Annotated in this window: 22 protein-coding genes and 1 pseudogene; 15 read left to right on the top strand and 8 right to left on the bottom strand. The window is 70.7% G+C overall.

The window, feature by feature from the left end:
• Nucleotides 1-26: 26 nt before the first annotated feature.
• A complete protein-coding gene (locus RKD05_RS04530; protein WP_424708315.1) occupies nt 27-1,622 on the bottom strand; it encodes an Rv2578c family radical SAM protein in 1,596 nt (531 codons plus the stop codon).
• A 156-nt stretch (nt 1,623-1,778) separates the two neighbouring features.
• On the opposite strand from RKD05_RS04530, the gene RKD05_RS04525 reads away from it, so the two are divergent.
• The 4 genes from RKD05_RS04525 (at nt 1,779) to RKD05_RS04510 (ending at nt 4,869) form a co-directional block, all read left to right on the top strand.
• A complete protein-coding gene (locus tag RKD05_RS04525) occupies nt 1,779-2,864 on the top strand; it encodes a M15 family metallopeptidase (RefSeq protein WP_424708314.1) in 1,086 nt (361 codons plus the stop codon).
• 34 nt (nt 2,865-2,898) lie between these two features.
• A complete protein-coding gene (locus RKD05_RS04520; protein WP_424708312.1) occupies nt 2,899-3,564 on the top strand; it encodes an SDR family oxidoreductase in 666 nt (221 codons plus the stop codon).
• Between the two features lie 45 nt (nt 3,565-3,609).
• Nucleotides 3,610-3,930: a hypothetical protein gene (locus tag RKD05_RS04515; protein ID WP_424708310.1), complete on the top strand. Its 321-nt coding sequence runs from the start codon at nt 3,610-3,612 to the stop codon at nt 3,928-3,930.
• A gap of 126 nt (nt 3,931-4,056) precedes the next feature.
• Nucleotides 4,057-4,869: an NYN domain-containing protein gene (locus RKD05_RS04510; RefSeq protein WP_424708308.1), complete on the top strand. Its 813-nt coding sequence runs from the start codon at nt 4,057-4,059 to the stop codon at nt 4,867-4,869.
• A 16-nt stretch (nt 4,870-4,885) separates the two neighbouring features.
• Here the strand turns inward: RKD05_RS04510 and RKD05_RS04505 are convergent, their stop codons facing one another.
• A complete protein-coding gene (locus RKD05_RS04505; RefSeq protein WP_424708306.1) occupies nt 4,886-5,641 on the bottom strand; it encodes an energy-coupling factor transporter transmembrane component T family protein in 756 nt (251 codons plus the stop codon).
• Nucleotides 5,638-7,383 carry an ABC transporter ATP-binding protein gene (locus RKD05_RS04500; RefSeq protein ID WP_424708304.1) on the bottom strand — a complete coding sequence of 582 codons (1,746 nt, stop codon included), beginning with the start codon at nt 7,381-7,383 and terminating at the stop codon, nt 5,638-5,640. Before RKD05_RS04500 ends, RKD05_RS04505 begins: the two co-directional genes overlap by 4 nt.
• A gap of 251 nt (nt 7,384-7,634) precedes the next feature.
• Here RKD05_RS04500 and RKD05_RS04495 point away from each other — a divergent pair, with 251 nt between their 5' ends.
• From RKD05_RS04495 to RKD05_RS04485, 3 genes are read left to right on the top strand one after another with little or no spacing between them, the layout of a single operon-like run.
• The gene (locus RKD05_RS04495; RefSeq protein WP_424708303.1) at nt 7,635-9,416 is read left to right on the top strand and encodes a TIGR03767 family metallophosphoesterase; all 1,782 of its coding nucleotides are present in this window, start codon (nt 7,635-7,637) and stop codon (nt 9,414-9,416) included.
• Nucleotides 9,413-9,760: a hypothetical protein gene (locus RKD05_RS04490; protein WP_424708301.1), complete on the top strand. Its 348-nt coding sequence runs from the start codon at nt 9,413-9,415 to the stop codon at nt 9,758-9,760. The genes RKD05_RS04495 and RKD05_RS04490 overlap by 4 nt, the downstream gene beginning before the upstream one ends.
• A complete protein-coding gene (locus RKD05_RS04485) occupies nt 9,757-10,308 on the top strand; it encodes a hypothetical protein (protein WP_424708300.1) in 552 nt (183 codons plus the stop codon). The genes RKD05_RS04490 and RKD05_RS04485 overlap by 4 nt, the downstream gene beginning before the upstream one ends.
• Here RKD05_RS04485 and RKD05_RS04480 read toward each other — a convergent pair.
• Nucleotides 10,305-10,859 carry an ECF transporter S component gene (locus RKD05_RS04480; RefSeq protein ID WP_424708298.1) on the bottom strand — a complete coding sequence of 185 codons (555 nt, stop codon included), beginning with the start codon at nt 10,857-10,859 and terminating at the stop codon, nt 10,305-10,307. The genes RKD05_RS04485 and RKD05_RS04480 overlap by 4 nt on opposite strands.
• Nucleotides 10,860-11,010: 151 nt before the next feature.
• Here RKD05_RS04480 and RKD05_RS04475 point away from each other — a divergent pair, with 151 nt between their 5' ends.
• The 3 genes from RKD05_RS04475 (at nt 11,011) to RKD05_RS04465 (ending at nt 15,611) form a co-directional block, all read left to right on the top strand.
• Nucleotides 11,011-13,572: a S8 family serine peptidase gene (locus tag RKD05_RS04475; RefSeq protein ID WP_424708297.1), complete on the top strand. Its 2,562-nt coding sequence runs from the start codon at nt 11,011-11,013 to the stop codon at nt 13,570-13,572.
• Nucleotides 13,514-14,584 carry a hypothetical protein gene (locus RKD05_RS04470; protein ID WP_424708296.1) on the top strand — a complete coding sequence of 357 codons (1,071 nt, stop codon included), beginning with the start codon at nt 13,514-13,516 and terminating at the stop codon, nt 14,582-14,584. The genes RKD05_RS04475 and RKD05_RS04470 overlap by 59 nt, the downstream gene beginning before the upstream one ends.
• A gap of 76 nt (nt 14,585-14,660) precedes the next feature.
• Nucleotides 14,661-15,611 (top strand): hypothetical protein, encoded by a 951-nt coding sequence (locus tag RKD05_RS04465; RefSeq protein ID WP_424708294.1) that lies wholly within the window; start codon nt 14,661-14,663, stop codon nt 15,609-15,611.
• Between the two features lie 58 nt (nt 15,612-15,669).
• On the opposite strand, the gene RKD05_RS04460 is transcribed toward RKD05_RS04465, so the two are convergent.
• The 3 genes from RKD05_RS04460 to RKD05_RS04450 form a co-directional block, all read right to left on the bottom strand.
• Nucleotides 15,670-17,052 carry a hypothetical protein gene (locus RKD05_RS04460; RefSeq protein WP_424708293.1) on the bottom strand — a complete coding sequence of 461 codons (1,383 nt, stop codon included), beginning with the start codon at nt 17,050-17,052 and terminating at the stop codon, nt 15,670-15,672.
• Nucleotides 17,053-17,179: 127 nt separating this feature from the next.
• Nucleotides 17,180-18,202, bottom strand: a complete 1,023-nt coding sequence (locus tag RKD05_RS04455) for a pirin family protein (protein ID WP_424708292.1) — start codon at nt 18,200-18,202, stop codon at nt 17,180-17,182.
• Nucleotides 18,199-18,537: a GNAT family N-acetyltransferase gene (locus RKD05_RS04450; RefSeq protein ID WP_424708290.1), complete on the bottom strand. Its 339-nt coding sequence runs from the start codon at nt 18,535-18,537 to the stop codon at nt 18,199-18,201. Before RKD05_RS04450 ends, RKD05_RS04455 begins: the two co-directional genes overlap by 4 nt.
• Before the next feature lie 107 nt (nt 18,538-18,644).
• Between RKD05_RS04450 and RKD05_RS04445 the strand changes: the two genes are divergently transcribed.
• From RKD05_RS04445 to RKD05_RS04435, 3 genes and pseudogenes are all read left to right on the top strand, one after another.
• Entirely contained in the window at nt 18,645-19,022 is a 378-nt protein-coding gene (locus tag RKD05_RS04445) for a VOC family protein (RefSeq protein ID WP_424708289.1), read from the top strand.
• A 72-nt stretch (nt 19,023-19,094) separates the two neighbouring features.
• Nucleotides 19,095-21,135, top strand: a pseudogene (gene recQ / locus RKD05_RS04440) (DNA helicase RecQ).
• Nucleotides 21,136-21,288: 153 nt separating this feature from the next.
• On the top strand, nt 21,289-23,391 hold the full coding sequence (locus RKD05_RS04435; protein WP_424708287.1) for an acyl-CoA dehydrogenase: 2,103 nt from the start codon (nt 21,289-21,291) through the stop codon (nt 23,389-23,391).
• Between the two features lie 49 nt (nt 23,392-23,440).
• Here the strand turns inward: RKD05_RS04435 and RKD05_RS04430 are convergent, their stop codons facing one another.
• Nucleotides 23,441-23,641 carry a hypothetical protein gene (locus tag RKD05_RS04430; protein WP_424708285.1) on the bottom strand — a complete coding sequence of 67 codons (201 nt, stop codon included), beginning with the start codon at nt 23,639-23,641 and terminating at the stop codon, nt 23,441-23,443.
• Nucleotides 23,642-23,722: 81 nt separating this feature from the next.
• On the opposite strand from RKD05_RS04430, the gene RKD05_RS04425 reads away from it, so the two are divergent.
• Together RKD05_RS04425 and RKD05_RS04420 are read left to right on the top strand one after the other, a co-directional pair.
• The gene (locus RKD05_RS04425) at nt 23,723-24,295 is read left to right on the top strand and encodes a DNA-3-methyladenine glycosylase I (protein WP_424708283.1); all 573 of its coding nucleotides are present in this window, start codon (nt 23,723-23,725) and stop codon (nt 24,293-24,295) included.
• 185 nt (nt 24,296-24,480) lie between these two features.
• Complete coding sequence (locus tag RKD05_RS04420; RefSeq protein WP_424708281.1) at nt 24,481-26,211, top strand: DEAD/DEAH box helicase; 1,731 nt, start codon at nt 24,481-24,483, stop codon at nt 26,209-26,211.
• Nucleotides 26,212-26,233 lie beyond the last annotated feature (22 nt).

Genomic DNA, 26,233 nt, shown 5'->3' with positions numbered 1-26,233 from the left:
CGTGTGCGGGCGGGGCTCTCGCGTTCTCAGAACAGGGTGGGCTCACTCGCCGGCGCGACGGAGGGGCGAGCGGATGCCGTCGACCCGGTGGTGCGCACGGGGCCGAGCCGCGGCGCGGTCGCGGTGCGGCTGGCGAGTCCGGGTTGGGGCCTGCCGCGCGGGTGGTCGTCCTCGTCCCACCCGTCGAGCCGGTGCATCCGCAAGAGGGGCTGCACGCGTTTGCCGAGCCACCGCCGGTACGCCTGGGGCGCCTGGACCGACACCCCGGGGTACAGGCCGCGGTACGACGACACGAGCTCCGGATGCTCGCGTTCGAGCCATTGCAGGAACCACTCCTTGGCGCCGGGCCGCAAGTGCAGCGCGCCGTAGACGACCCGCGGCGCACCGGCGGCACGGATGCGGGCGAGGGCGTGGTCGAGCGCCGCGACCGAATCGGTCAAGTGCGGGAGGATCGGCATGAGGAACACCGTCACGCGGAAGCCCGCGTCGGTGGCGGCGCGGACGGTGTCGAGGCGTGCCTCCGCGGTGGGCGTCCCGGGCTCGAGCGACCGCTGCAACGTGTCGTCGAACACGGCGATGGACATCGCGAGCGTCACGTGGACCTCTTTCGCCGCGTCGGTGAGCAGCGGGAGGTCGCGCCGCAGCAGCGTGCCCTTGGTGAGGATCGAGAACGGCGTGCGGTTCTCGGTGAGCGCGCCGATGATGTCGGGCATGAGCCGGTAGCGCCCCTCGGCGCGCTGGTACGGGTCGGTGTTCGTCCCGAGCATCACGGGCTCGCGCGCCCACGATCCGCGCCGCAGCTCGCCGCGCAGAACGTCGGCGACGTTCACCTTGACCACGATCTGCGAATCGAAGTCGGCGCCCGAGTCGAGGTCGAGGTACTCATGCGTCTTGCGAGCGAAGCAGTTGTGGCTCACGACGCCGTTGGCGATGAAGTCACCCGTGCCGGTGGTGATGTCGATCATGTCGATCTCGTAGCCCAGGTCTTCGACGGAGACGACGCGGAGGTCGGAGCTGGTTTTGACGGCTGCCCCGACGACATCGAGCGAGGTTCTGGCGGATTCGGGCGTGATGGCGCCCACGCCGAAGCCCTGCAGACGATTCGATGTCGTCAGATACGGGCGTTGATCCGGCCCCTGCATCGCGCCGCGGACGAACTTCCATCCGCGTTCTGTGAGGAAGCGATGGTCCGCGCTCGCGACGATCTCGGTACCGTCGGCCAGGGTCACGCGGAAGGCTCGCTTGCGCGTGGGCCACTTCGCCAGGACTTCGGTGCGCACGAACCTTCGGTAGGCGCCGCGACGCTCCGTGCCGATGATCCCGTCGCCCACCTTCACGTCCGCGAGGGCAACGTGCCGTCCGTCCGCAGCCAGGATGAGCGTGTCGGGCGACAAGCAGTAGGCACACGAATGACTGCACCCTCGGTACGGGTTCACCGTCCAGTCGAACGGCATCGCGGAGGCGCCGGGAACGCGGTTGAGCGCCGTCTTGGCGAGCACCTCGTGGAACGTCATGCCGGCGAACTCGGGGGTGGTGACCGAGCGTACGAGACCGTCCATGCGCTCCATGCCGGGGAGCGCCGCCGTGTCGTCGACGCCGAGCTTCTGTCCCTGCCACCTCATTCATCCATGAGAACAGATGTTCGAATGCAAGGCAACCCGCGAGCGAAAGAAGTAGAATAAAGAGACTCGCACGCCGCCGCCGTCCCAGCCGTGGATCCGCTCGACACCACCGCGCCCGACTCGACCTCGGCGAATGCGCGGGCGACAATGGGGCGAGTGACGTTCCACGATCCCGAGACCTCGCCCCGCCGCGCCGCGCGCGCGGAGGCCGAGCGACGGGCGACGGCGGCGATCACCCTCCCCCACGGTGGGCCGGATGCCGTGGAGCCGCCGTCGCGGCGGAATCTCCGCGCCGACCCCGGCCCGCGTCTCCGCGCGATCCCGCTCCTCGTCCGGCGCCGCATCGCGGTCGCCGCTCTCGCCCTGGTCGTCGTCGCGTCCGGCGCTGTGGCGATCGGAGCCGCCGTCGCTTCCGGGAAGACGCCGGCGACCGAACCGCAGGCCGCGGCGGCGATCGCCGGCCCGCCGGCCGTGCCCGCCGAGGGGCTCCCTGTCCCGGTCATCGCCGAGGCGCCGGCCCCGAAGAGCCCCTGCGACGACCCGGCGTTCACCTCCGCCCTGGCGTCGGGCGACGACGGAGCGACGATCGCCGCGATCGGTGGCGGGGAGGCGTTCCGTTCGGCCGTGGCATCCGGGATTGCTCCGTGCGTCTCGTTGGCGGATGCCACCCGCCAATGGGTCGTCGTCAACAAGCAACGCCCGTACGACCCGGCGAATTACCGCCCGAACGACCTCGTGATGCCGAACGGCGTGCGGGCGCTCGAGGATTCGGCGCTGCGGCAGCGGGCCGCGGACGCCCTGTCGAAGCTGGTGCAGGCGGCCGAGGATGCCGGCGCCGGGGAGATCGGCTACCTCAGCGCGTTCCGTTCGTACGAGACGCAGCAGAAGACGTACGCGGCGCGGGTCTCGGTCGGCGGCGTCGCGGAGGCAGACAAGGAGAGCGCGCGCGCCGGGTTCAGCGAGCATCAGTCCGGCCTCGCGGTCGACATCGTTCCCTGCAGTCGGTCGTGCGGCACGCTCGACGACGTCGGCGGGTCGACCCAGGGCGCGTGGGTCCGCGACCACGCGTGGGAGTACGGCTTCATCACCCGCTACGAGCAAGGGCGGATCGACGTCACCGGCTACGAGCCCGAGCCGTGGCACCTGCGCTACATCGGGCCGGAGCTGGCCAAGGCCTATCACGACGGCGGCTACACGACGCTCGAGGAGTTCTTCGGCTTGCCCGCCGCCCCGTCCTACTGACCACAGACTGGCGGCCGTCGTTACGATCGAGCGCATGCCCCTCGCCCTCGTCACCGGTGCCGCGCGCGCCAACAGCATCGCCGCCGGCATCGTTCCGCGCTTGGCCGCGGACGGCTGGGACGTCGTGACCAGCGATCTTTCGACGGGCGACTTCCCGTCCGACCTCTCCGACCCGGCGGCGCCGACGGCGTTGATCGAACGTGTCACCCGCGAACGGGGCACGCTGTCGGCGCTCGTTCTGAGCCACGCGCACGACGTGGAGTCCGGCATCCTGGACACGACCGCCGAGAGCTTCGACGCGCACGTCGCGGTCAACGCCCGTGCGACATTGCTGATGATCGCGGCCTTCGCCCGCCAAGCGGATGCCACCGGTGGGGCCATCGTGGCCTTCACGAGCGATCACACCACCGGGAACCTGCCCTACGGTGCATCGAAGGGGGCGCTGGATCGCATCGTCATCTCTGCCGCGCGGGAACTCGGCCCCCTCGGAATCTCGGCCAACGTCGTGAACCCTGGGCCGATCGACACGGGCTGGATGGACGACGAGACGCGCGCTGCCCTCACGGCGATGCATCCGCTCGGTCGATCGGGGACGCCGAAGGACATCGCGGCGCTCACGTCGTTCCTCCTGTCCGACGAGGGGCGCTGGGTCAGCGGCCAGCTCCTCCACGCCGACGGGGGATTCTCGGCTCGGCTCTGAGCGCTGACCCGCGCGGATGGATGCCATGCGACCTACACTCGGCGCATGAATGACGTGCTGGGCTGGGGGAGCATCGCGGTCGTCCTCGGCCTGCCCGTTGTACTCGTCGTGTCGGCCGCGATCGGGCGTCGTCGCCCGAAGGGTGATGCCGTGCTGTCGTCCGGCGGTCTGCTCGGATTCGATGAACTGTTCCACCCGTCCGCTCACGAAGCGCGGGTCGTGTGGGAGGCCGAGCAGGAGACCCCGGCTCCCGCCCCGACGCCGGACACCGGACCCGGGGTCATCGAGAACGGTCGGCGGATCACGATCGAACTGACAGCGGATCGCTTGGCAGAGAGCGTTGCGGGTGAGAAGCGTCACATCTGAGGTGATCCACGCCAAGACCGCGGAGCGCGTCATGTAGCCTCGACGCAACGTGCCCTTGCCGTTGACCACCCAGCCGATTGTGGGTAGGCCGATGACAAGGGCCTTCTTCTTTCGAGAGGCAGGCGAATGGCTGGTCGACAGCGCGAGGCGTTACTCACGCCGGTAACCGGGCGCGTCGATTCGGCGCCGATTCCCGTACGCGCCGAGCAGGTCACCGCCATCCTGGTTGACGGCGATTTCTATCGTCGACGTGCCGCACGACTCTTCGGACACAAGGAGCCGTCCGAACGTGCCGACGAACTCCTGGAGTACAGCCGCCGCCATATCAAGCAGTCGAAGTCGCGGCTGTACCGAATCTTCTACTACGACTGTCCGCCCTCGGAAAAGGTCGTCTTCCACCCCTTGACCCGCCAGGTCGTGAACCTCGCCAAGACGGCCGACCACGACTGGATGGTCGCACTCCATAGTGAACTGGTCAAGCGCAGGAAGGTCGCACTGAGGCGGGGGGAACCCCTCGAGACCCAAGCGGGATATCAGCTCAGACCTGAGAAGCTCAAGGAGCTTCTCTCCGGGCAGCTCTCGACTGCGGATCTGACGGAGAAGGATTTCAGCCTCGACCTGACGCAGAAAGGCGTCGACATGCGCTTGGGGCTGGACATCGCGACATTGGCCGCCAACGGGCACGTCAACCAGATCATCATGATCGCCGGCGACAGCGACTTCGTGCCTGCGGCGAAACACGCCCGTCGCGCCGGCATCGATTTCGTCCTCGATCCAATGTGGGCACGCGTATCGGATTCGCTGCACGAGCACATCGACGGCCTGTGGCAGTGCGTCAGCCCGGAACCAAGGAATCTCAAGGATCCACTTCACGTCGACAACTTGAGGTCGCGAGACGCGAGTGCGGTCGGTGGCGACATCGGCGCCGAAGAGTTCTGACAGGTCGAGCCCCGCGTCACACCACGACGAACACCGCCGCCGACACCACCCAGAACGCGAGCACGAACGCGGTGTCGCGGCGACGCCACGGGACGAGGTGCCGTTCGGTGCGGTCGGGGTGGGCGCCGAAGGCGCGCGCATCCATGGCGAGGGCCACGCGTTCGGCGTGACGAATGCCGCCGGCGAGCAGCGGCACGACCGTCCGCATCCACCGCGCGGGCGGGAAGCCGCCGACGCCGCGGACCCGGTGGGCCTGCCGGATCGTCTCGAGTTCGCGGCCGAATCGCGGGACGAACCGGATCGCCGCGAGGGCCGCGTATCCGATCCGATACGGCACGCGCAGCTGCTGGACGAGCGCCCGAACCAGATCAGGGCCGGTCGTCGTGAGGCCGCCGATGAACGCGAGCGTCATGATCGCGGCCAGGCGCAGGCCGGTCGCCCACCCGACGGCGAGGGCGCTGTCGGTGAGGACCCACGACCCCACGCGCACCACGGCGGACCCGCCCGAGGCATCGGCCCACAGCGCGAAGCCCCCGGTCACGACGAGGACCGCGAGCGGCACGACGACGCCGAGCAGCACGACGAACCGCGCCGACCAGCGGGCACCGGTGAGGAGCACGAGGTACGCCAGGCCCAGGAACGCCGCCGGAGTCGCGACGTCGCGCACGAACACGAGGGCGACCATCGCGGGGAGCGCCGCCGCGATCTTCGCGAGCGGGTTCAGCCGCGCGAGGTACGTCGTCCGACCGGTGTCGAGCGCGACGGCGGTCACCGGTCACCGCCGGGGAGGTCGCGGAGCCGCGTGATCGACGCGAGTTCCGGATGCTGCCGGAGCCCCTCGAACGCCCGGCGCAGGGGTGGGACCCCGAGGCCGGTCCGTTCGAGCAGCGCCACGTCGGCGAACGCGTCCGCGACGGTCGCATCGGCGGCGAGTCGGCCGGCATCCATCACGACCACCCGATCGGCGTGCTCGGCGACGAGCTGCAGGTCGTGCGTGACCACGACGATCGCCGTTCCGCTCGCGCGGAGGTCGTCGAGCATCGCGAGCATCTCCTCCGCGCGGGCGCGGTCCTGCCCGTAGGTGGGCTCGTCGAGCACGAGCAGCCGAGCCCCGCCGATGAGCGCCGTGCCCACCGACAGGCGCCGCTTCTGCCCGCCCGAGAGCAGGAACGGGTGCGCGTCCGCGCGGTCCGCGAGGCCGAACCGCGCGAGCATCTCGTCGACGCGCGACCGCACCTCCGCCTCGGGCACCCGTAACCGGCGCAGGCCGTGCGCGAGTTCGTCGTCCACGGTGGTCGCGATGAACTGGTGCTCGGGGTTCTGGAACACGAAACCGACGTGACGGGACAGCTCCCGCGCGGACAGACGCCGCACGTCGACCCCGTCGATGCGCACCGTGCCGCGCGGCGGCCGCCGCACTCCGGCGATCGCCTGCACGAGCGTGGTCTTTCCGGCACCGTTCCGGCCGACAACGGCGACGAACTCGCCCGCCGCGACGTCGAGGTCCACGTCGTGCAGGATCGTCGCGCGCCCTCGCGTGACCCCGAGGCCCCGCACGCGAAGGAACGGCTCACCGCCGGGCTTCCGCGGGGTCGGAAGAGCCGTGGATGCCACGCCCCCGGCCGCCTTCTCCAGAGCCGCCCGCAGCTCCTCGGGCGTCAGCGGCAGTCGCCCGAGGTCGTAGCCGGCGCGCTGGAGCCGCAGTGCCGCGAGGGTTGCGGTCGGCAGCCACACCCCGAGGTCGTGCAGCTCGCGCGCCCGCCCGCGGAGCACCTCATCCACGCTGCCGTCCGCGACGACACGCCCCGCGCCGTCGAGCGCGACGACCCGGTCGACCAGTTCGACCGCGGCATCCAGGTCGTGTTCGATCAGCACGATCGCCCGGTCTCCCGCGGCGACGACGTCGCGCAGCGCCGCGTAGACCTCCGCGACCCCGGCCGGATCGAGGCTCGCGGTCGGCTCGTCGAGAACGAGGAGGGGGGATGCCATCGCCAGCGCGCACGCGATCGCGAGACGTTGCCGACCCCCGCCGGACAGGACGTCGGGGGACTCGTCGCGCCGGTCCCACAGCCCCACGCGGCGCAGCGCCGACTCGGCGCGCGCGAGCACCTCGGCCACGGGGAGCCGCAGGTTCTCGGGGCCGAAGCAGACCTCGTCGAGCACGGTGCCAGTGATGAGCTGCGCGTCGGGGTCCTGGAAGACCATCGCGACGGTCGGCGCGAGCTCGGCGACCGGGGTGGTCGTGGCATCCCTCCCCCCGACAATCACCTCGCCGAGGACCTCGCCCGGGACGGCCTGGGGGAGGAGCCCGTTCATCGTGAGCGCCAGGGTGGACTTGCCCGACCCGCTCGGCCCGAGCAGCAGCACCACTTCGCCCGGGCGCACCTCGAAACTCACGTCGGCGGGCGTCGGGCGGTCGGCCTCGAGGTGCGTGACGGCGACGTTCCGCAGGCGCAGCAGCGCGTCGACCTCGGCGCGGGGCTCCGCGGCGGTCGGGTGCGGGTGGGCGGTCACGGGTGTCCTTCGGCGAGACCTCCAGTCTATTTAGGTAGGCCTTACCCGCGCCGGATGGCGTCTCGACGTCGAGGCGACGGCATCCGCGTGTGTGAACGAGGGAGGGTCTGGGACGAGCGGAGGACCGGCTCGCCGCCGCGGCTCCTCCGCCCGTCCCTCGCCCTCCGCTCCTCACGCGCGACCGCGCGCTCTGGACGGCCGAATTGCGCGAACGGTACATTCGAGGTTCCTCCGCCCGAACGGATGATCTCGTGACCGGTCTCTCCCGCCGTCAGTTCCTGCACGCCACCGCCGCCGCCGCCGCCGCGACGGGGCTCGGCTTCGACGTCCTCGCGCCGCAGCTCGCGCGCGCCGCGACGCCCTCGGTCGACATCCCGTCGACGCTGCTCCAGACGATCCGGCAAGGCGCGATCCTGTCGGGCAAGTACCGCACGCTCACGACCGGGCCGGGGGAGCCGTACCTGCCGCGCATCGACGTGCTGCGACGCTCACCGTCGCCCGCGCGCGCCACCGCCCGTCGCTCGCTGCTGTACCTCGGGCACCTGTCCGACCTGCACGTCATCGAGGCGCAGTCGCCGGGCCGCATCGAGCCGATGATCGTGCAGGCCCACTCGGCGTGGGGCTCGGCCTTCCACCCGCAGGACCCGCTGAGCCCGCACGCGACGGCGGCGATGGTGCAGGCCTTCTCGGACGCCCGCTACAGCCCGCTCACGGGCGCACCGATGAGTGCGGCGATCGTCACCGGCGACAGCGCCGACATGCACTCGCACCTCGAGCTGCGCTGGTACATCGACCTCATGGACGGCCTCGCGGTCGATCCGGCCACGAGCGGGCCGACATGGCAGGGCGTGCAGGCCTGGAGCGAGGCGACGTGGGCGTATCGCCCGGGCGATCCGAGCGGCGGCGACTTCGGCGACTACGGCTTCCCGCGCCTGCCCGACCTCCTCGCGCAGGCGATCGCGCAGCCCGTGAAATCAGTCGGCCTCCCCGCGCCCTGGTACGCCGTCTACGGCAACCACGACACGCTCCTGCTCGGAACGTTCGACATCAGCCCGCAGCTGCGCGCGCTCGCCGTGGGCGCCCGGAAGTCGTACACCCTGGATGCCACGGCCTCCACGGCCCTCGAAGGGTGGGCCGCGGGCACGAGCGTCCTCGCGCAGGTGCTGGCCGCTCTCGGATTGGCATCCGGGGGTCCGGGGTTCAAAGAGGTCACGGCCAACCCCGAGCGCTACCTGTTCGAGCAGCGCGACTTCATGGCCGAGCACTTCCGGACCGAACCCACGCCCGGACCCGTCGGCCACGGCTTCACCGCGCACAACCTCGCCTCGGGCGAGACGTGGTGGCAGGCCGACCTCAGCCCGCGCATCCGGGCGTTCGGACTCGACACGTGCAACGCCGTCGCCGGACCCGACGGCGCGGTGCCCGAATCGCAGATGCAGTGGCTGCGCGCGCAGCTCGAGATCGCGCAGCGCGACCAGGTGCTCGCGCTGATCTTCAGCCACCACAACAGCCTCACGCTCGAGAACCGTGCGACCCGACCCGGGGTCGACGAGAAGCTGTACGGCGCGGACGAGTTCGTCGCGATGCTGCTGGAGTTCCCCGTCGTCGTGGGGTGGCTGAACGGCCACACGCACCTCAACCAGATCCTCGCCCACACGAACGCGGGCGGCGGGTTCTGGGAGATCACGACCGCGTCGTGCATCGACTTCCCGCAGCAGCAACAGGTCGTGGAGATCGTCGACAACCGCGACGGCACGCTGTCGCTGTTCACGACCGTGCTCGACCACGCCTCGCCCGCCGCTCCGGGGAACTCGGGTTCGGTCGCCGACCTCGCCGCGCGCAGCCGCGAGCTCGCCGCGAACGACTGGGCCGAGACGCCGCTCATGCGGCGCGGATCGCCGCTCGACCGCAACACCGAGCTGCTCCTGCCGGCGCCGTTCGACCTGTCGGTGATCACTGACGCGCAGCTCGAGGCGCAGCACGTGACCGAGCGCGCGCGGATCCTCGCGTACGAGAAGGAGCGGGGACTGTGAGGCGGTTCTTCGGGGTGTGCGCGCTGGCGGCGACCGTCGCGCTGGCCGGCTGCTCGCAGGTCGCCGCGATCGCTCCCGTCGGCGGGAATCACCTGACCGAGGTGCGTTTCGCCACCATCGACGTGCTGCAGCAGAAGAGCGTCGCGCTGGAGGAGGTGCCGACGTGCACGCGCGCGTCCGACGGGGCGATCTCGTGCACCGGGACGACCGCGGACGGCGCGGCGGTCACGGCCGCCTCCCCCGCGGACGACCCCGACAGCTTCACCGTGACGGTGGGCTCCGACACCGTGTTCACCGGCAGCGTCAGCGCCGTGATCGACCAGGCCGCGGGGGTCGCCCCGTGAAGCGCGTCCTGCTGATCGCGGCCGTCGTGCTGGGGAACGCCGTCGTGCAGGCGCTGTGCGTGCTCCCGGGCGCGACGCCCTCCGTCGACCCGCTGTTCCTCGCTCTGCTCGCGGCATCCGTCCTCTCGCTCGTGGCCTCGGCGACGGCGGTGGTCGCGCTCGTGGGCGGTTCGGGTGCGCGGTGGCTGCGCGCGCTCGCCGCCGTGGTTCTGGCGTTGGCGATCGTCGGCGCGCTCGCGGTGCTCTCGTCGGCCACCCTCATCCCCGCCGCGCTGGCCGCCTTCGTCTTCGTCTCACCCGCGGGGAACCCGGATGCCACGGCGTGGAGCGGCCCGCGGGCGTTCGCGTGGCATCCGGTCCGGGCGATCCTGCTCGCGATCGTGACGTTGGTCGCGCTCGTCGTGCTCGCCGTGGCCGCGCTGCTTCTCGGGTTCTTCGTGACCGGATGGCTCGGGTCTTTCGCGACGTGGGTACTCGTGGGGGCCGTCGCAGCGCTGCTCGCCCGGGCCTGGGCGCAGGTCGCGTCGCGGCCGCGTCGGCCCCGTTAGCGCCGAGACAGCCCGCGCGCGACGCCGGCGCCGCGGAGGCCCGAACCGATCGCGATGCCCACCGCCGTCCAGGCGACCGGCCCCAGCACGCTGATCACCAGGTACGTCACCTGCGCCCAGGGCGCGAGGGCGCCGAGGTGCGCCGCGAACCACACGGCCGCCGCGACGATCAGCCCGATGATCACCGCCGACACGAAGAAGCGCGCCGTCGCCCACACGCGGTAGCGCGTGAGCGCGGCGATGCCCTCCTGGATGCCACCGAAGAGGATCGCGGTGCCGAGGAAGCGGAAGGTCCACTGCGGAGCCATGGCGCTCGCGACGAGGGCCGCGAGCACGTGGGTGAGAAGGGCGACCCACGGCCGTCGGACGACCTGCTGAGCAATGATGCCGGGCAGCACGTGCGAGCCGAGCACGAGGCCGTACGCCCACGGGGCGGTGGCCAGCACGGCGAGGGTCAACCAGCCCGCGGCGCCCCCCAGGATCCCGGTTCCCACGCCGATCGCAGCGCACACGAGAAGGATACGGGTGGACAGACGGGATGCCGACGACACGGGGTCAGCGTATCGGGGCGGCGCCGTCGGGTTCCCGGACGCCGTCCAAAAGAAAACGTTGGTGATGAATTTGCCGTGAGTTATGTTTGTGCGACGCGCGCCACCGAAGCCGCGCACATCGCTCAATTCATCCCCCCGTTTGGAGCGCACTATGGGTCGTACCCTGCGTTCGGCCGCGGTCATCGCATTGGCCGGGCTGTTCACCGCTGCCGGAGTCACCTCCGCGCAGGCCGCCGTCGTGGGCGAGGGGGTGACGCCTCCCACACCCATCGAATCCGCCACCGGGCGCTACATCGTCGTGCTCGACGAAGCGCCCGTCGCCACCTACGACGGCGGCGAAGCGGGCCTGCGCGCCACGAAGTCCGACGACGCGCGGCTCGACACCGGCTCCGACGCGGTCCGCGAGTACTCGGAGTTCCTCGAGAAGCGCCAGCAGGACGTCGCGGCCGAAGCCGGGGTGGATGCCGACTACTCGTACACGCTCGCCGTCAACGGCTTCAGCGCCGCGATGGACCCGAACCAGGCCGCGAAACTCGCCGCCACGAAGGGCGTGCAGAAGGTCGTCCCCGACGAGATCCGCCACCCCGCGGCCGTGCCGTCGACCGAGTTCCTCGGTCTCGAGGGCGACGGCGGCGTCTGGCAGAAGGTCGGCGGCATCGACGCGGCCGGTGAGGGCATCGTCGTCGGTGTCGTCGACACCGGCATCGCGCCGGAGAACCCGTCGTTCGCGGGCGACCCGCTCGGCACGACGCCGGGCGACGAGCCCTACCTCGACGGCAACGACGTCGTGTACCGCAAGGCCGACGGCACCGACTTCCGGTCGCCGCGCGTCGCGACGGGCGACGGGTGGTCGGTCGACGACTACTCCACGAAGCTCGTCGGCGCCCGCTACTTCGACCAGGGTGCTGCGGCGACCGGCTTCACGTTCGAGGCGGACTACCGCTCCCCGCGCGACGGCGACGCGCACGGTTCGCACACGGCGAGCACCGCCGCGGGTAACAACGGCGTCGAGGCCAGCGTCGAGGGCATCGACTTCGGGGCGATCTCGGGTGTCGCTCCCGCCGCCAAGGTCGCCGCGTACAAGGCGTGCTACTCCGGCCCCGACCCGCTCGTCACCACCGATGACATCTGCGCGCTGAGCGACCTGCTCGGTGCGATCAACGCCGCGGTCGCCGACGGCGTCGACGTCATCAACTACTCGATCGGCGGCGGGGCGGCCACCACCACCCTGGCGCTCGAGGATGCGGCGTTCTTCAACGCGGCCGCCGCGGGCATCTTCGTCTCGGTCTCGGCAGGCAACTCCGGTCCCGACGCTTCGACCGCCGACCACGCCTCGCCCTGGTACACCACCGTCGCGGCATCCACGATCCCCACCTACGAGGGCACCGTGAAACTCCCGAACGGCTTCCAGGCCGCCGGTGCGTCGGTCTCCGTCCGCGCGGGTGAGGACGTGACGGCGCCGGTCGTCTACGCCGGCGACATCGCGGCATCCGGAGCGGATCCGGCGAACGCCGCGCTGTGCCTCCTCGGATCGCTCGACGCCGCGAAGGCCGCGGGCAAGATCGTCGTGTGCGACCGCGGGCAGAACGCCCGCATCGAGAAGTCGCAGGCCGTCAAGGAGGCGGGCGGCGTCGGCATGATCCTCGTCAACGTCACGCCGGCCTCGGTCGACAACGACTTCCACGCGGTGCCGACCGTGCACATCGATGCGCGGTACCGCGACGACCTGCTCGCCTACGTGCAGGGGACCCCGGATGCCACGGCCACGCTGATCGGCGAGAACGTCACCGGCGTCGAGACCCCGACGCCGCAGGTCGCCGGCTTCTCGAGCCGCGGGCCCATGCTCGCCGACGGCAGCGACGTGCTGAAGCCCGACATCTCGGCTCCGGGAGTGGCGATCCTCGCCGCGGCCGCGAACGCCGAGGGCGCGGCGCCGACGTTCGAGTTCCTGTCCGGAACGTCGATGTCGTCGCCGCACATCGCGGGTCTCGCGGCGCTGTACCTGGGGGAGCGGCCGCTGGCCACGCCCGCCGAGGTGAAGTCCGCCATGATGACCACCGCGTACGACACGGTCGACGTCGACGGGGCTCCCGCGCAGGATCCGTTCGCGCAGGGCGCCGGCCACGTCGACCCGACGAAGTACTTCGATCCGGGCCTGCTCTACCTCAACGGCCCCGCCGACTGGGCGGCCTTCCTGCAGGGCAAGGGCCTCGAGGACTTCGGCGTCGAGCCGATCGACGGCAGCGATCTGAACCTGGCATCCATCTCGATCGGATCGCTCGCGAAGCCCCAGACCGTGACCCGCACGGTGACGTCCACGCAGGCGGGGACGTTCGCGGCATCCATCGACGTTCCCGGACTGGATGCCACGGTCGAGCCATCCACGCTCACGTTCGGCGCCGCGGGCGAGACGCAGGACTTCACGGTCACGTTCTCGCGCACGACCGCCGCGGCGGAGGAGTGGACGACGGGCTTCCTCACGTGGACGAGCGGCGACACCCAGGTGCGCTCGCCGATCGCGGTGCGCCCGACGACCGCCGAGGCTCCAGCCGAGGTGTCGGGCGCGGGACTGTCGGGTTCGACCCCGGTGGAGATCCTGCCGGGCGTGAGCGGCGACCTGCCGTTGACGGTGTCGGGCCTCGCGGCGGAGACGCGTGCTGGCCGACCCCGACAACCCGGTCGACGGGCACTCCGGCAATCAGGACTCGGGTGACGCGGACGGTTACGTCCGGTGGGTCGTCGACGTGCCCGAGGGGACGACCCTCTCGCGCTTCGACCTCGACTCGTCAGACGACACCGGCAGCGACCTCGACCTGTTCGTGTCGCGCGTGGTGAGCCCCGACGACCTGCGGTACTACGAGCGGTTCACGTCGGCGACGGGCTCGGCGGACGAGCGCGTCTCGCTCCCGAACCCCACGCCGGGCACCTACCTCGTCGAGGCGAACATCTACTCGTTCACGGCGCCGTTCACGTGGGACATGTCCTACGCGAACGTGACTCCGGGAGGCGAGGGCCAGCTCACCGCGACGCCGAACCCGATCCCGGCCGAGCAGGGCGTCGCGACGACCTACGACCTGTCGTGGCAGGGCCTACAGCCGCAGACGCGGTACCTCGGCGTCGTGCAGTACGGCGAGTCGAACGTGCAGACGGTCCTGACCGTCGACTCGGGTCAGGCGGCTCCGATCAACGTGGAGGCGCCGACGATCTCGGGCACGCCGAAGCTCGGTCGCACCCTCACGGCGACCCCGGGCACGTGGGATCCCGCCGAGGTGACCACGGCGTTCCATTGGCTGCGCGGCGGTGAGCCGATCGAGGGCGCGACCTCGTCGACCTATCGCGTGAAGCGCGAGGACGTGGGCACCGTGCTGTCGGTCCGCGTGACCGCGACCGACCCCGCGACCGGCCTCACCGGCACCGCGGACAGCGCGGGCGCTCCGGTGACGGTCGCGTCGTTCACCACCGTGACGGTGAACCCGTGGGTCGGCCGCAGCTCCGACACCTACACGCTCACCGTGAAGGTGCGCGCGCTCACCGGCCCGACGCCGACGGGCGACGTGACGGTGACCGTGGCGGGCAAGCCGTACACGGCGACCCTGCAGGACGGCCGTGCGACGATCACGCTCGACCCGCAGACGCGGGGCGTGCGCATCGTGACCGCGGAGTACGCCGGCAGCGAGACGGTCGAGGAGTCCACGGCGCACAGCGCGTTCATCGTGCTGCGCTGATCCCTTCGCCGACGCGGCGCCCGGGCTTCGGCTCGGGCGCCGCGTTCGTTCGATCGGCGTGAGGTCGCGGGCAGGAATGGGCGAATTGTCTGTATTCTGCACAATCCGTGACGGGTTTTTGCGTAGGCCTATCGAATTGTTAGATGCGATAAACGCAATGCGTATTCTCAAAGCGCATATGGACGCGTCAAGAGATCGCGCGAGCGAAGAACTCAACAATTTTGGATGGCATTCCCTCACGGATATCGGCAGTCTCCAGATCGACGGGGTGGGCTCGGCCGATCACTACATCGGCCGGGCCTGGTCCCCGGACGGCTCATACCGAGCCCTTGGCTCCCCCGGCGGAATATACGTCCTCCTGGGAATCGAAGGACGTGCGACGGTCACGTATGACGGAGCGTCGTACGACGTCCCACGCGATCACCTCTTCTTCCTCGATGCCGAGGCCGACATCCACGTGCACCTCACCGCCGCCACAGCGCGTTATCTGTGGCGATTGCGGCCCGATGCCTTTTCGCATCCGCTGGTTCGCGCCACCATCGGCGAACCGCTTCCCGTCTCGGGCGATACCTGGAAGATCGCGGGAGCGCTGACCAACAGTGCGCTCGATGCGCCGGCTCGACTCGGCGACTCCGTTCATCTCGCCCGTGCCGCGGAGAACCTCTTGACCGCCGTCGCCGTGGACGCGACCGCCCGCGTCGCTCCGTCCCGACGGGCAGACCACGTGTATTCCGAGGCCATGCAGCAGATCGAACTATCGTTCCGGCATCCGGACTGTGGGATCGCCACGATCGCCGCCGGAGTGTTGGTCTCGGAGCGGACGCTCGGGCGCGCCTTCGCCGCGATGGGGACGACCGTCCGTGCGCAGATCGAGAACCGACGCGTCGAGGAACTCCTGCGGATCGACCGGACGGGCGAGTTCGATTCGTCGTTCGCCGTGCGCACGGAGATGGCCGGTTTTCGGAATGTGCGGCAGGCTCGCGCGGCTCTCGTCCGCGCGGGAGCCAGGATCCGCGAACACGGCTGAGGGCCCGCCGCCGGTGTGCAGCCGGCGACGGGCCCCTTCGTTCGAACTATGGCTTAGATCACACGCATTGGCGGAGCTTGATGTTGACGAGATTGCTGCTGTCCAGGCCGGAGAAGCCTACGGCGGCGCGCGCGACCCCGGTCTGGATCACGGTGTTCCCCGACCACAACCGGCCCTGCTTGTCGAGGAAGTAGTTGTATCCGAGCGGAGTGGCGTTCGACGGGACGTCGGCGAAGGTCGTCCCCCAATCCCGGTTGGCCAGCTGGGACGCGCTCGCGCTGTGCCAACGGCCCTGGGGATCGCGGACATTGACGCGAGGGTTGTCGCTCGTGCCCATGAACGTCTTGATGCCGGGAACACTGGTCGATGTCGGCGCATTGACGATCGTGGCGGTGTTTCGGACGTACAGCGTCGACCCGCTCTGGAAGTAGTCGTACCCGAGGTTCCTCGCGTCCGCGGGGACATTCGTCAGCTGCTGGATGTTGGCGAAGTCGCCATTGACGACTCGCCACCACCCCGAGACGACCGACCCGTTGGCGAGCGTGCGCTGGGCATAGAAGGTCACGACGTTGCCCACCCCGGGCATGTCGTACGCCGACACCTTTTGCGGAGCCCCGTCGACGCTGAACTCCGTGCGTGCGCCGCCGTCAGTGGTCGTGTAGACCAGGTCGGGGTCAGTCACCCCCGGCGATTGGAAGTAGCCGTTTCCGCGGCTGACGTAGTCCGACGGCACGTCCAGGTTCGACGTTCGGGTGGAGCCGTTGACCTGGAACCAAACGCCGTTGTTGTTCTTGATCGTGGCGCGGTTGTTCGTCGGGTCCGCGGTCTGCCAGGCCCCGCCTCCCACCACGCCGCCGGCGTTGGCGACCTGGGCGTTGTTGTACCAGAGCGCGCCGCCCGGGCCGACGAAGTAGTTGTAGCCCTGGGGGCTCGAGGCCGCGGGGACGGCCGGGAAAGCCGTCCACCCGCCCGTCGCCGTCATCCGGCCCCAGACGCCGCGCTCCGAGGAATCCACGGTCACCTGGGTGGCCCCGGTGGCGCCGCTGTACTGTGCGGAGAAGCTCACCGTGTCGTCGGGCGACGTCACGGTGATGGTCGGCAGCGTCGCGGTGCCGTCAGCGCCGGCCGTGACGGTCGTCGTCCGTGAGCCGTTCGGGAAGGCGAAGCCCTCGGGCAGGGTGACGACGATCGGTGAGCCTGCGGCCGCCGGAGTCGTCGCGTCATCCCATGCCTTCACGCGCACTCCCGTGAGCGGCGCACACGGGTCGGCGGTATACGCCGGCCGAAGGAACTCGACGCGTGGGTCGGTGGCCACGGATGCCGAGGCCTGCGGTGCGGCGACCGCGACGGCGACGACGGGGATGGTCCACGCCGCGCCCTTCACGATCGTGCGGCGGGTGACGGCGGGTGCGGCCCCGATATTCGGATCTTCTTCGGTCATTGCGATTCCCCTTCGTAACGGATTTCTTCCGTTCTAGAGAGGGAATGCGTTGCGTTTTCGGTTACGGGGAGATCTGGCCGGATAGTCCGAGGATTGTGGCTGCAAAGTGCAATCTGCAGCTTCAGTGCTACACCCGGCGCCGCCGCGGCGTCAGGCGCACGGCGGGGAGCGGCGGAGCCGGAACGCGTTCGGGTCCGTGGTCGACGACGGCGCCGAAACGCGGAGCCTGCGCCTCCCACGCCTCGCGCGCCTCCACGATCTCCTCGTGCGAGCGGCCGACGAAGTTCCACCACATGACGATGTCGGCCTCGAACGGCTCGCCGCCCAGCAGGAACACCCGGGCGCCCTCCGACGCGGTGACGTCCACGTGGTCGCGGCCCTTCCCGAGATAGAGCAGCCTCGTTCCGTCGACGGATGCCGTGGTCCCCGCCGTCTCGAGGGGCGCCGTACGGTGCGCGGCGTCGGCGTCGGTGGCATCCATCCCCGTCTCCACCTCGGCGGAGCCGGTCATTCCGTAGAGGGCATATTCCCAGTCGGAGCGCAGCGGAACACGCACGACGATGCCCGGGGGCAGGCGCAGTTCGGCGCCCACGATGGGGGTGTGGACGGTCGCGGGGGAAGTGGCGCCGCCCAGTTCGCCCATCACGACGACGGCGTCCGCCCCGTCCCCGAGGTCGAGGGTCGGCAGGTCCTCGTGTCGCTCGAATGCCGGCTCGCCGTGGCGGCGCGACTCCGGGAGCGCGACCCACAACTGCAGCGCGTCGAGCGGGATCGGGTCGTCTCCGACCGAGTATTCGGAATGGGCGATGCCCTGGCCGCTCGTCATGAGGTTGAGCGCGCCGGGACGGACGACGACGTCGCTCCCGACGGCATCCCGGTGCCGCACTTCGCCGATGATCGGCCACGTCACGGTCTGCAGGCCGATGTGCGGGTGCGGCTCGACGCGCATCACCGTCTCCTGCGGGCCGAAGCGGTCGAGGAAGCACCACGCCCCGACCATCGGCAGCGCGCGGTGGGGGAGCGTGCGGTGCACCTCCATCGCGCGCACCCCGCCGAGCGGCACCTCGCGAGCTTCGACGACGAGCGCGCGCGGACCGTCGCAGTCCACCGGACCCTCGGACGCCGGCGGCGCGACGTCGAGCCTGGTCACGCCGGTTCGCTCGGGTCGGCGGAGTCGGCCGGGTCCTCGTGGTGCGGCCAGTCGATCACGAGACCGGGCACGTCGTGGTCGTGCAGGTAGTGCACGACGAACGGGCAGGTCGGGATGATCGTGTCACCGCGCCGTGCGAGGTCGGACAGCGCCTCGCTCGCGAGCGTCGAGCCCAGGCCCATGCCCTTGAAGGCGGAGTCGATCTCGGTGTGCGGCAGGACGACGCGGGCTTCGCCCGCGGGGCGGAACTGCAGCACACCGCCCAGTTCTCCGTTCACGTGGATCTCGTAGCGGTGCGCCTCATCGTTGCGCGTCACGGTCAGGTCGTCGGTCATGTCGCCTCCGGTCGTCGGTACTGCGTCCAACGTTCGCAGGATGCGCCGTGTTCCGCCATCCCACGCCGGACCTGGCGGGTGTCGCGGTCGCCCGCTAGGTTGCGGGCATGACGGTTCTCGGAATCGGTGGCCTCCTCCTGCGCAGTCGCGATCCCGAGGCCCGTGCGGCTTGGTACCGCGATCTCCTCGGCATCCCGGTCGGCGCGGAAGGATCCGACGCGGTCTGGATGCAGGATGCCGGACCGACGGTGTTCGCGCCGGTGTCGACCGCGACCGCGGACTTCGCTTCCGATCAGCCGTTCCTCCTCAACCTCCGCGTGACCGACCTGGATGCCATCGTGCGGCGCCTCGAGGATGCCGGGGTCGTCGTCGAAAGACGGGACGAATGGGAGACCGACTACGGCCGCTTCGTGCGCCTGCACGACCCGGAGGGGCTGCCGATCGAGCTGTGGGAGCTGCCTCCGGACTCTTCTCCCCAGGACTGAATCCGGCCCGGTTCTCCACCGTGGGCACCGCCGCCCGCAGCCGGTGTCGGTGCCCCGGGTTACCGTGGTCGAGTGACATTCCCCGGCCCCGCCCCCGAGCCGTACGCCGACGCGCCCCCCGACGCGTTCGACGCGTACGACGACCCCTACGCGGGTGCCGACTGGGACCCCGATCTCTTCGCTCCGCCCGACGATCCCGATGCCCCGCCCCCGCCGATGGATGCCGCGGCCTCGCCGTTCGCCCGCGCCGCGGTCGCGACGGGCACCGCGCGCGAGCTGCCCGCCGTCCGCGATTTCACGGGCCGCGATCCGCGCGAGGTCCTGCACGAGGTCTACGGCTACGACACGTTCCGCGGCGATCAGGCCGGCATCGTCCAGCGCGTGATCGACGGTGGGGATGCCGTCGTGCTCATGCCGACCGGTGGGGGAAAGAGCGTCACCTACCAGGTGCCCGCCCTCGTGCGGCCCGGGACCGGCTTGGTGGTCAGCCCCCCTCATCGCTTTGATGCACGACCAGGTCGACGCCTTGGTCGCCAACGGCGTGCGGGCGGCGTACCTGAACTCGACGCAGTCCCCGGCCGAGCGACAGGCGGTCGAGCAGGCGTACCTCGCCGGCGACCTCGACCTCCTCTACGTCGCCCCCGAACGCCTCAACGGGGCGCAGACCCTCGGGTTGCTGTCGCGCGGCCGACTGAGCGTCATCGCCATCGATGAGGCGCACTGCGTGTCGCAGTGGGGCCACGACTTCCGGCCCGACTACCTCGCTCTCGGCGACCTCGCGGATCACTTCCCCGGCGTCCCGCGCATGGCGCTCACCGCCACCGCCACACCCGAGACGGCGCGCGAGATCGTCGAACGTCTTCGTCTTCGCGACGCGAGAACCTTCATCGCGAGCTTCGACCGGCCCAACATCCAGTACCGGATCGAGGCCAAGGTCGACCCGCGGCGCCAGCTGGTGTCGTTCATCCGCTCGCAGCCCGAGGGCTCTGCGGGGATCGTCTATGCGTTGAGCCGCAAGAGCGTCGAACAGACCGCGGCCTACCTCGCGGCGCAGGGCCTCGACGCGCTTCCGTACCACGCCGGACTCGACGCGTCCGTCCGGGCGGCGCACCAGTCGCGATTCCTCCGCGACGACGGGGTCGTGATGGTCGCGACCATCGCCTTCGGCATGGGCATCGACAAGCCCGACGTGCGCTTCGTCGCGCACATCGACCTGCCGAAATCCGTCGAGGGGTACTACCAGGAGACGGGCCGTGCCGGCCGTGACGGTGACCCGTCGGTCGTCTGGATGGCCTATGGTCTCGGCGACGTCGTCCAGCAGCGGCGCATGATCGACCAGTCGCCCGGCGACCGGTCGTACAAGATGCGTCTCGGCCAGCACCTCGACGCCATGCTCGCCCTCTGCGAGACCGTCGGATGCCGTCGGCAGAACCTGCTGGCGTACTTCGGTGAGCAATCCGAGCCGTGCGGCAACTGCGACACGTGCCTCACCCCGCCCGACACGTGGGACGGGCTCGTCGCGGCGCAGAAGCTGCTCTCGACGATCGTCAGGCTGCAGCGCGAACGGGGTCAGGCCTTCGGCGCCGGCCACCTCATCGACATCCTGCGGGGAGCCAAGACCGACCGTATCGCGCAGCAGGGGCACGACCGCCTGACCACGTACGGGCTCGGCGCCGACCTGTCCGATCAGGATTGGCGCAGCGTCATCCGGCAGCTGCTCGCGCGGGGCATCATCGTCGCGCAGGGCGACTACGGCACCTTGGCCCTCAGCGAGGCCTCGGGGGGAGTCCTCCGCGGCGAGACGCCCGTCCCGCTCCGGCGCGACGCTCTCGGTAGCTCCGGCGGCGGGGGCTCGAGTCGGCCGCGGAAGTCGAGCGCCGACGACGTGGCACCCGGCGACCGCGACCTCTTCGAGGCGCTCCGGGCGTGGCGCGCCGAGCAGGCGCGCGAGCAGGGCGTCCCCGCCTACATCGTCTTCGGCGACGCCACGCTGCGCGCGATCGCCGCCGCCCGGCCGTCGTCGATGGGCGACCTCGACGGCATCACGGGCATCGGCGCCAAGAAGCGCGAGGCGTACGGCGATGGCATCCTGACCGTCGTCGCCCAGAACTGACGCGTCCCGGCGCCTCCCGAGGATGTTGACGCCCCACAACCAACCGGCCCGGCGCCGCCCGCCCGCGTTGTGTGCACCTCACACAATGTTTGTTCGCGCGTTGTGGGACTCCTACCGTGGAGGCATCCCTTTGCAACGTCGAAAGGTGCCGAAATGACCGACGCCGCCGTCCGTCCCACCACGCCCGCCACGAGCACGCGTACCCCCGTCGGGGGTGCGCCGACCGCCGCGCATTCCGCCGCCGAGGCCGCCGAGAGCCGCATCGACATCGAGCAGGTCACCGATCTGCTGCTCGGAACGTGGGCCGACACCCGCCGCGAGGCGCGCGCGATGCTGAAGGATCCGATCTTCTGGCGCGACGACAGCCTCGGCATGGACGCCCACCGCACCCGCACCCTCGGCCAGCTGCACGAGCTCGTCGCGCGCAAGGCCGTGCACCGCGCGTTCCCGAAGCGGTTCGGCGGCGAGGAGAACAACGGCGCCAACATCGCCGGGTTCGAGGAACTCGTCGCCGCCGACCCGAGTCTGCAGATCAAGTCGGGTGTCCAGTGGGGGCTGTTCGGCTCGGCCGTCCTGCAGCTCGGTACCGAGAAGCACCACGAGAAGTGGCTCCCGGGCATCATGAGTCTCGAGATCCCCGGGGCCTTCGCGATGACCGAGACCGGTCACGGCTCGGACGTCGCTGCGATCGGCACGACCGCGACCTACGACCCCGACACCGAGGAGTTCGTCATCCACACGCCGTTCCGCGGTGCGTGGAAGGACTACCTCGGCAACGCCGCGCTGCACGGCAAGGCCGCGACGGTGTTCGCTCAGCTCATCACGAACGGTGTGAACCACGGCGTGCACTGCTTCTACGTTCCGCTGCGCGATGACGAAGGGAACTTCCTCCCCGGCATCGGCGGCGAGGACGACGGCCTCAAGGGCGGCCTCAACGGCATCGACAACGGACGTCTGCACTTCGACCAGGTCCGCGTCCCGCGCGAGAACCTGCTCAACCGCTACGGCGACGTCGCCGCCGACGGCACGTACTCGAGCGACATCGCCAGCCCCGGTCGCCGCTTCTTCACGATGCTGGGCACGCTCGTCCAGGGGCGCGTCTCGCTCGACGGCGCGGCCGCGTGGGCGTCCGCGATCGGCCTCACCATCGCGATCACCTACGGTAACCAGCGTCGTCAGTTCGACTCCGGCAGCGGAACGCCCGAGGTCACGCTGCTCGACTACGGCAAGCACCAGCGCCGCCTGCTGCCGCGCCTCGCGACCACGTACGCCGAGATCTTCGCGCACGACGAGTTCCTGCAGAAGTTCGACGGCGTCTTCAGCGGACGCCTCGACACGGATGCCGACCGCGAAGACCTCGAGACGCTCGCCGCCGCGCTGAAGCCCCTGTCGACGTGGCACGCGCTCGACACGCTGCAGGAGTCGCGCGAAGCGTGCGGCGGCCAGGGGTTCCTCTTCGAGAACCGCCTCGTGGGGCTCCGCGCCGACCTCGACATCTACGTGACGTTCGAGGGCGACAACAACGTCCTGCTGCAGCTGGTCGGCAAGCGTCTGCTCGCCGACTACGCGCGCCAGTTCAAGGGCAAGGATGCCAAGGCCCTCGCCGCGTTCGCGGTGGGACAGACCGCCGGGAAGCTGTTCCACGGCGCGGGTCTGCGCCAGCTGGGGCAGGCGGTGACCGACCGCGGCTCGACCGCCCGCTCCGTCGAGAAGGGCCTGCGCGCGCAGCAGCAGCACGAACTGCTCGCGGGTCGTGTGCAGCAGATGGTGGCCGATATCGCGGGGCGGTTGCGCCCGGCATCCAAGCTCTCGCGAGAAGACGCGGCGGCTCTCTTCAACGAGAACCAGGCCGAGCTGATCGAAGCCGCCCGGGCGCACGGCGAGTTGCTGCAGTGGGAGGCGTTCACCGACGCCATCAACCGCGTCGGCGACGACGGCTCGCGTCAGGTGCTGACGTGGCTGCGCGACCTGTTCGGCCTGCAGCTCATCGAGAAGCACCTCGCCTGGTACCTCATCAACGGACGCCTCTCGACGCAGCGTGCGGCGGCGGTGTCGAGCTACATCGACCGGCTCTGCGTCCGGCTCCGCCCGCACGCGCAAGATCTCGTGGATGCCTTCGGCTACGGCCCCGAGCACATCCGGGCGTCGATCGCCACGGGTGTGGAGGACGACCGGCAGAACGAGGCCGCGTCGTACTACTCGGCGCTGCGCGCGTCGGGCAACGCCCCGGTTCCGGAGAAGAAGCCGGGCAAGTAATCCGCACGGACGGAGGCGGTGGTCGTGAGGGCCGCCGCCCTTCGTCGTGTCAGGTCCGGCGCAGCAGCACCAGACGGACGATGGCGATTCCGGCGATGATGGCACCCGCGAACAGCATCACGAGGGCGAACCACAGCGGTCCGTTCACGCCGATGGCCACGATGCCGACGACGATCATGACGACGGCCAGGACAAGGCCGAGATACAACGAGACGCGTGTCCTTCGCGGACCCAGGGGAACGGTGTGCATGCCGGGAAGCTAGCGGCCGGCCGAGGGCGGGGCCAGGGCTTGCGTCCGGCCCGTGTCCGACCCCCGGCCTACCCTGAGAGCATGACCGACCTCATCATCGACGCCGACGGCATCGCCCGCTGCGCGTGGGCGGGCGACGACGCCGAGTATCGCCGGTACCACGACGAGGAATGGGGTACGGAGTTGCGGGGCGATCGGCCCCTGTTCGAGAAGATGAGCCTCGAGGGCTTTCAGGCGGGCCTGTCGTGGATCACGATCCTGCGCAAGCGCCCGCGCTTCCGCGAGGTCTTCCAGGGGTTCGAGCCGTCCGTGGTCGCCGCGTACGGGCCCGACGACGTCGAACGACTGCTTCAGGATGCCGGGATCATCCGCCACCGCGGCAAGATCGAGGCCGTGATCGGCAACGCCGCGCTCGTCGCCGACATGGCCGACGGTGAGCTCGACGCCCTGCTGTGGTCGTTCGCCCCCGCCGCCCACACGCCCCCGTCGTCGTTCGCCGAGGTGCCGGCCGTGACGCCCGAGTCCGAAGCGATGAGCAAGGAGCTGCGGCGACGCGGCTTCCGCTTCGTCGGCCCCACCACCATGTACGCGCTCATGCAGTCGTCGGGCATGGTCGACGACCACGTCGAGGGGTGCTGGCGAGCGGCCGCCTGACCGCACCCGCTAGACTGGAGGTCGGAGCCCTCGCTCCCAGCGTCGTCGAACGCACCGGCCCCCTTCCCGCGGGCCTTTGACCTTCACGGCGAACGGATGCGCCACCCGGCGCCTTCGCCCATTGCAGCCGCAGCATCGCGGCATCCCGAACCGCCGTGCGCGCGTGCGCGTCGGCAGGAGACTTCATGACGTCCCAGACTTTCACCGACCTCGGCGTGCCCGCGCCGCTGATCGCCGTGCTCACCGAGCAGGGCAAGAACGAGCCGTTCCCGATCCAGGCCGACACCCTGCCGGACACCCTCGCCGGGCGAGACGTGCTCGGTCGCGGCAAGACCGGCTCGGGCAAGACCCTCGCGTTCTCGCTGCCGCTCGTGGCGCGCCTGGCCGCCAAGAGCGACCGCCGCCGCGGACGCAAGCCCCGCGCCCTCGTGCTCGCTCCGACCCGCGAGCTGGCCAACCAGATCGACGAGGTCATCAAGCCCCTCGCCGCGGCCTACGACCTCACCACCACGACCGTCTACGGCGGCGTGAACCAGAAGCGCCAGGTCGACGCTCTGAACGCGGGCGTCGACATCCTCGTCGCGTGCCCCGGGCGTCTGGAAGACCTCATCGGTCAGGGCTTCGCGAGCCTCGACGCGATCGAGATCACAGTTCTCGACGAGGCCGACCACATGGCCGACCTGGGCTTCCTCCCCGGCGTGACGCGTCTCCTCGCGCGCACGCCCGCCGACGGTCAGCGCCTGCTGTTCTCGGCGACGCTCGACAACGGCGTGGACAAGCTCGTCAAGCGCTTCCTCCGCAACGAGGTCCTGCACTCGGTCGACGAGGCCCACTCGCACGTCGCCGCGATGACGCACCACGTCTTCGTGCCGGCCGACGCGGATGCCAAGAAGCAGCTGGTCCGGACACTGGCTTCCGGAACGGCTCGCCGCATCCTCTTCATGCGCACCAAGCACCAGGCCAAGAAGCTGGCCAAGGAGCTGACCGCCGCCGGCATCCCGTCCGTCGACCTGCACGGCAACCTGTCCCAGCCCGCCCGCGACCGCAACCTCGCGGCGTTCGGCGACGGCCGCGCCAAGGTGCTCGTCGCGACCGACGTCGCCGCCCGTGGCGTGCACGTCGACGGCGTCGAGCTCGTGGTCCACGTCGACCCGCCCGTCGAGCACAAGGCGTACCTGCACCGCTCGGGCCGCACCGCCCGCGCGGGTTCGGCCGGTGACGTCGTGACGATCATGCTGCCCGAGCAGCGTCGCGACACCCTCGACATCCTCCGCAAGGCCAAGATCGACGTCACCCCGCAGCCCGTCACCTCGACCTCTCCGGAGGTCGTCGCGCTGGTCGGCGAGGTCGCCCCGTACGTCAAGCCCGAGCCGATCGTCGCGCAGCCACAGGGCGGCGGACGCTCGCAGGGTGCCAACGCGCAGCGCAAGCGCGCCGCCCGCGGACAGGGATCCTCGGATGCCGCTCCCCGCACGTCCGCTCCCGGTGAGGGGCGTCGTCGCCGCGGTCGCGGTGCCGGTCAGGCGGCCCCCGCGGCCGACGCCGCGCAGCCCACACGCCAGGGCCAGCGCTCGGGTTCGGGTCGCGGCCAGGGCGGCGGCAACGCCCGCGGCGGAGCGAACACCGCCCGCCCCCAGGGCGCCGGGCGCTCGGCATCTGGTGCTCCGACGACCGGCATGGTCGTCGGACGAGGCGCGCGCACGAACCGTCGCGCCCCAGGGCTGATCTCCCGTTCACGATGCCCCCGCGGATCCGTCCGCGGGGGCATCGTCGCTTCCGTGGCCGCCGTCGTGCGGAGTTCGGTGGTGACACGCCGGTTCCGGATGCCGCGGAGCGGCGTGCCGTGCGGATTCTCCGCGCGACGGCACGGCCGAGCGGGGCGCGGTCGCGAATGTCGGAGGCCTCCGTCACACTGAGGGACGACCCACCGAGGAGCCG

Source organism: Microbacterium sp. SLBN-111, from assembly GCF_049739645.1.
In the GTDB taxonomy this organism is placed as follows: domain Bacteria; phylum Actinomycetota; class Actinomycetes; order Actinomycetales; family Microbacteriaceae; genus Microbacterium.
Note: the sequence above shows the minus strand (reverse complement) of the source record. Positions and strands in the feature narration are given on the sequence as shown.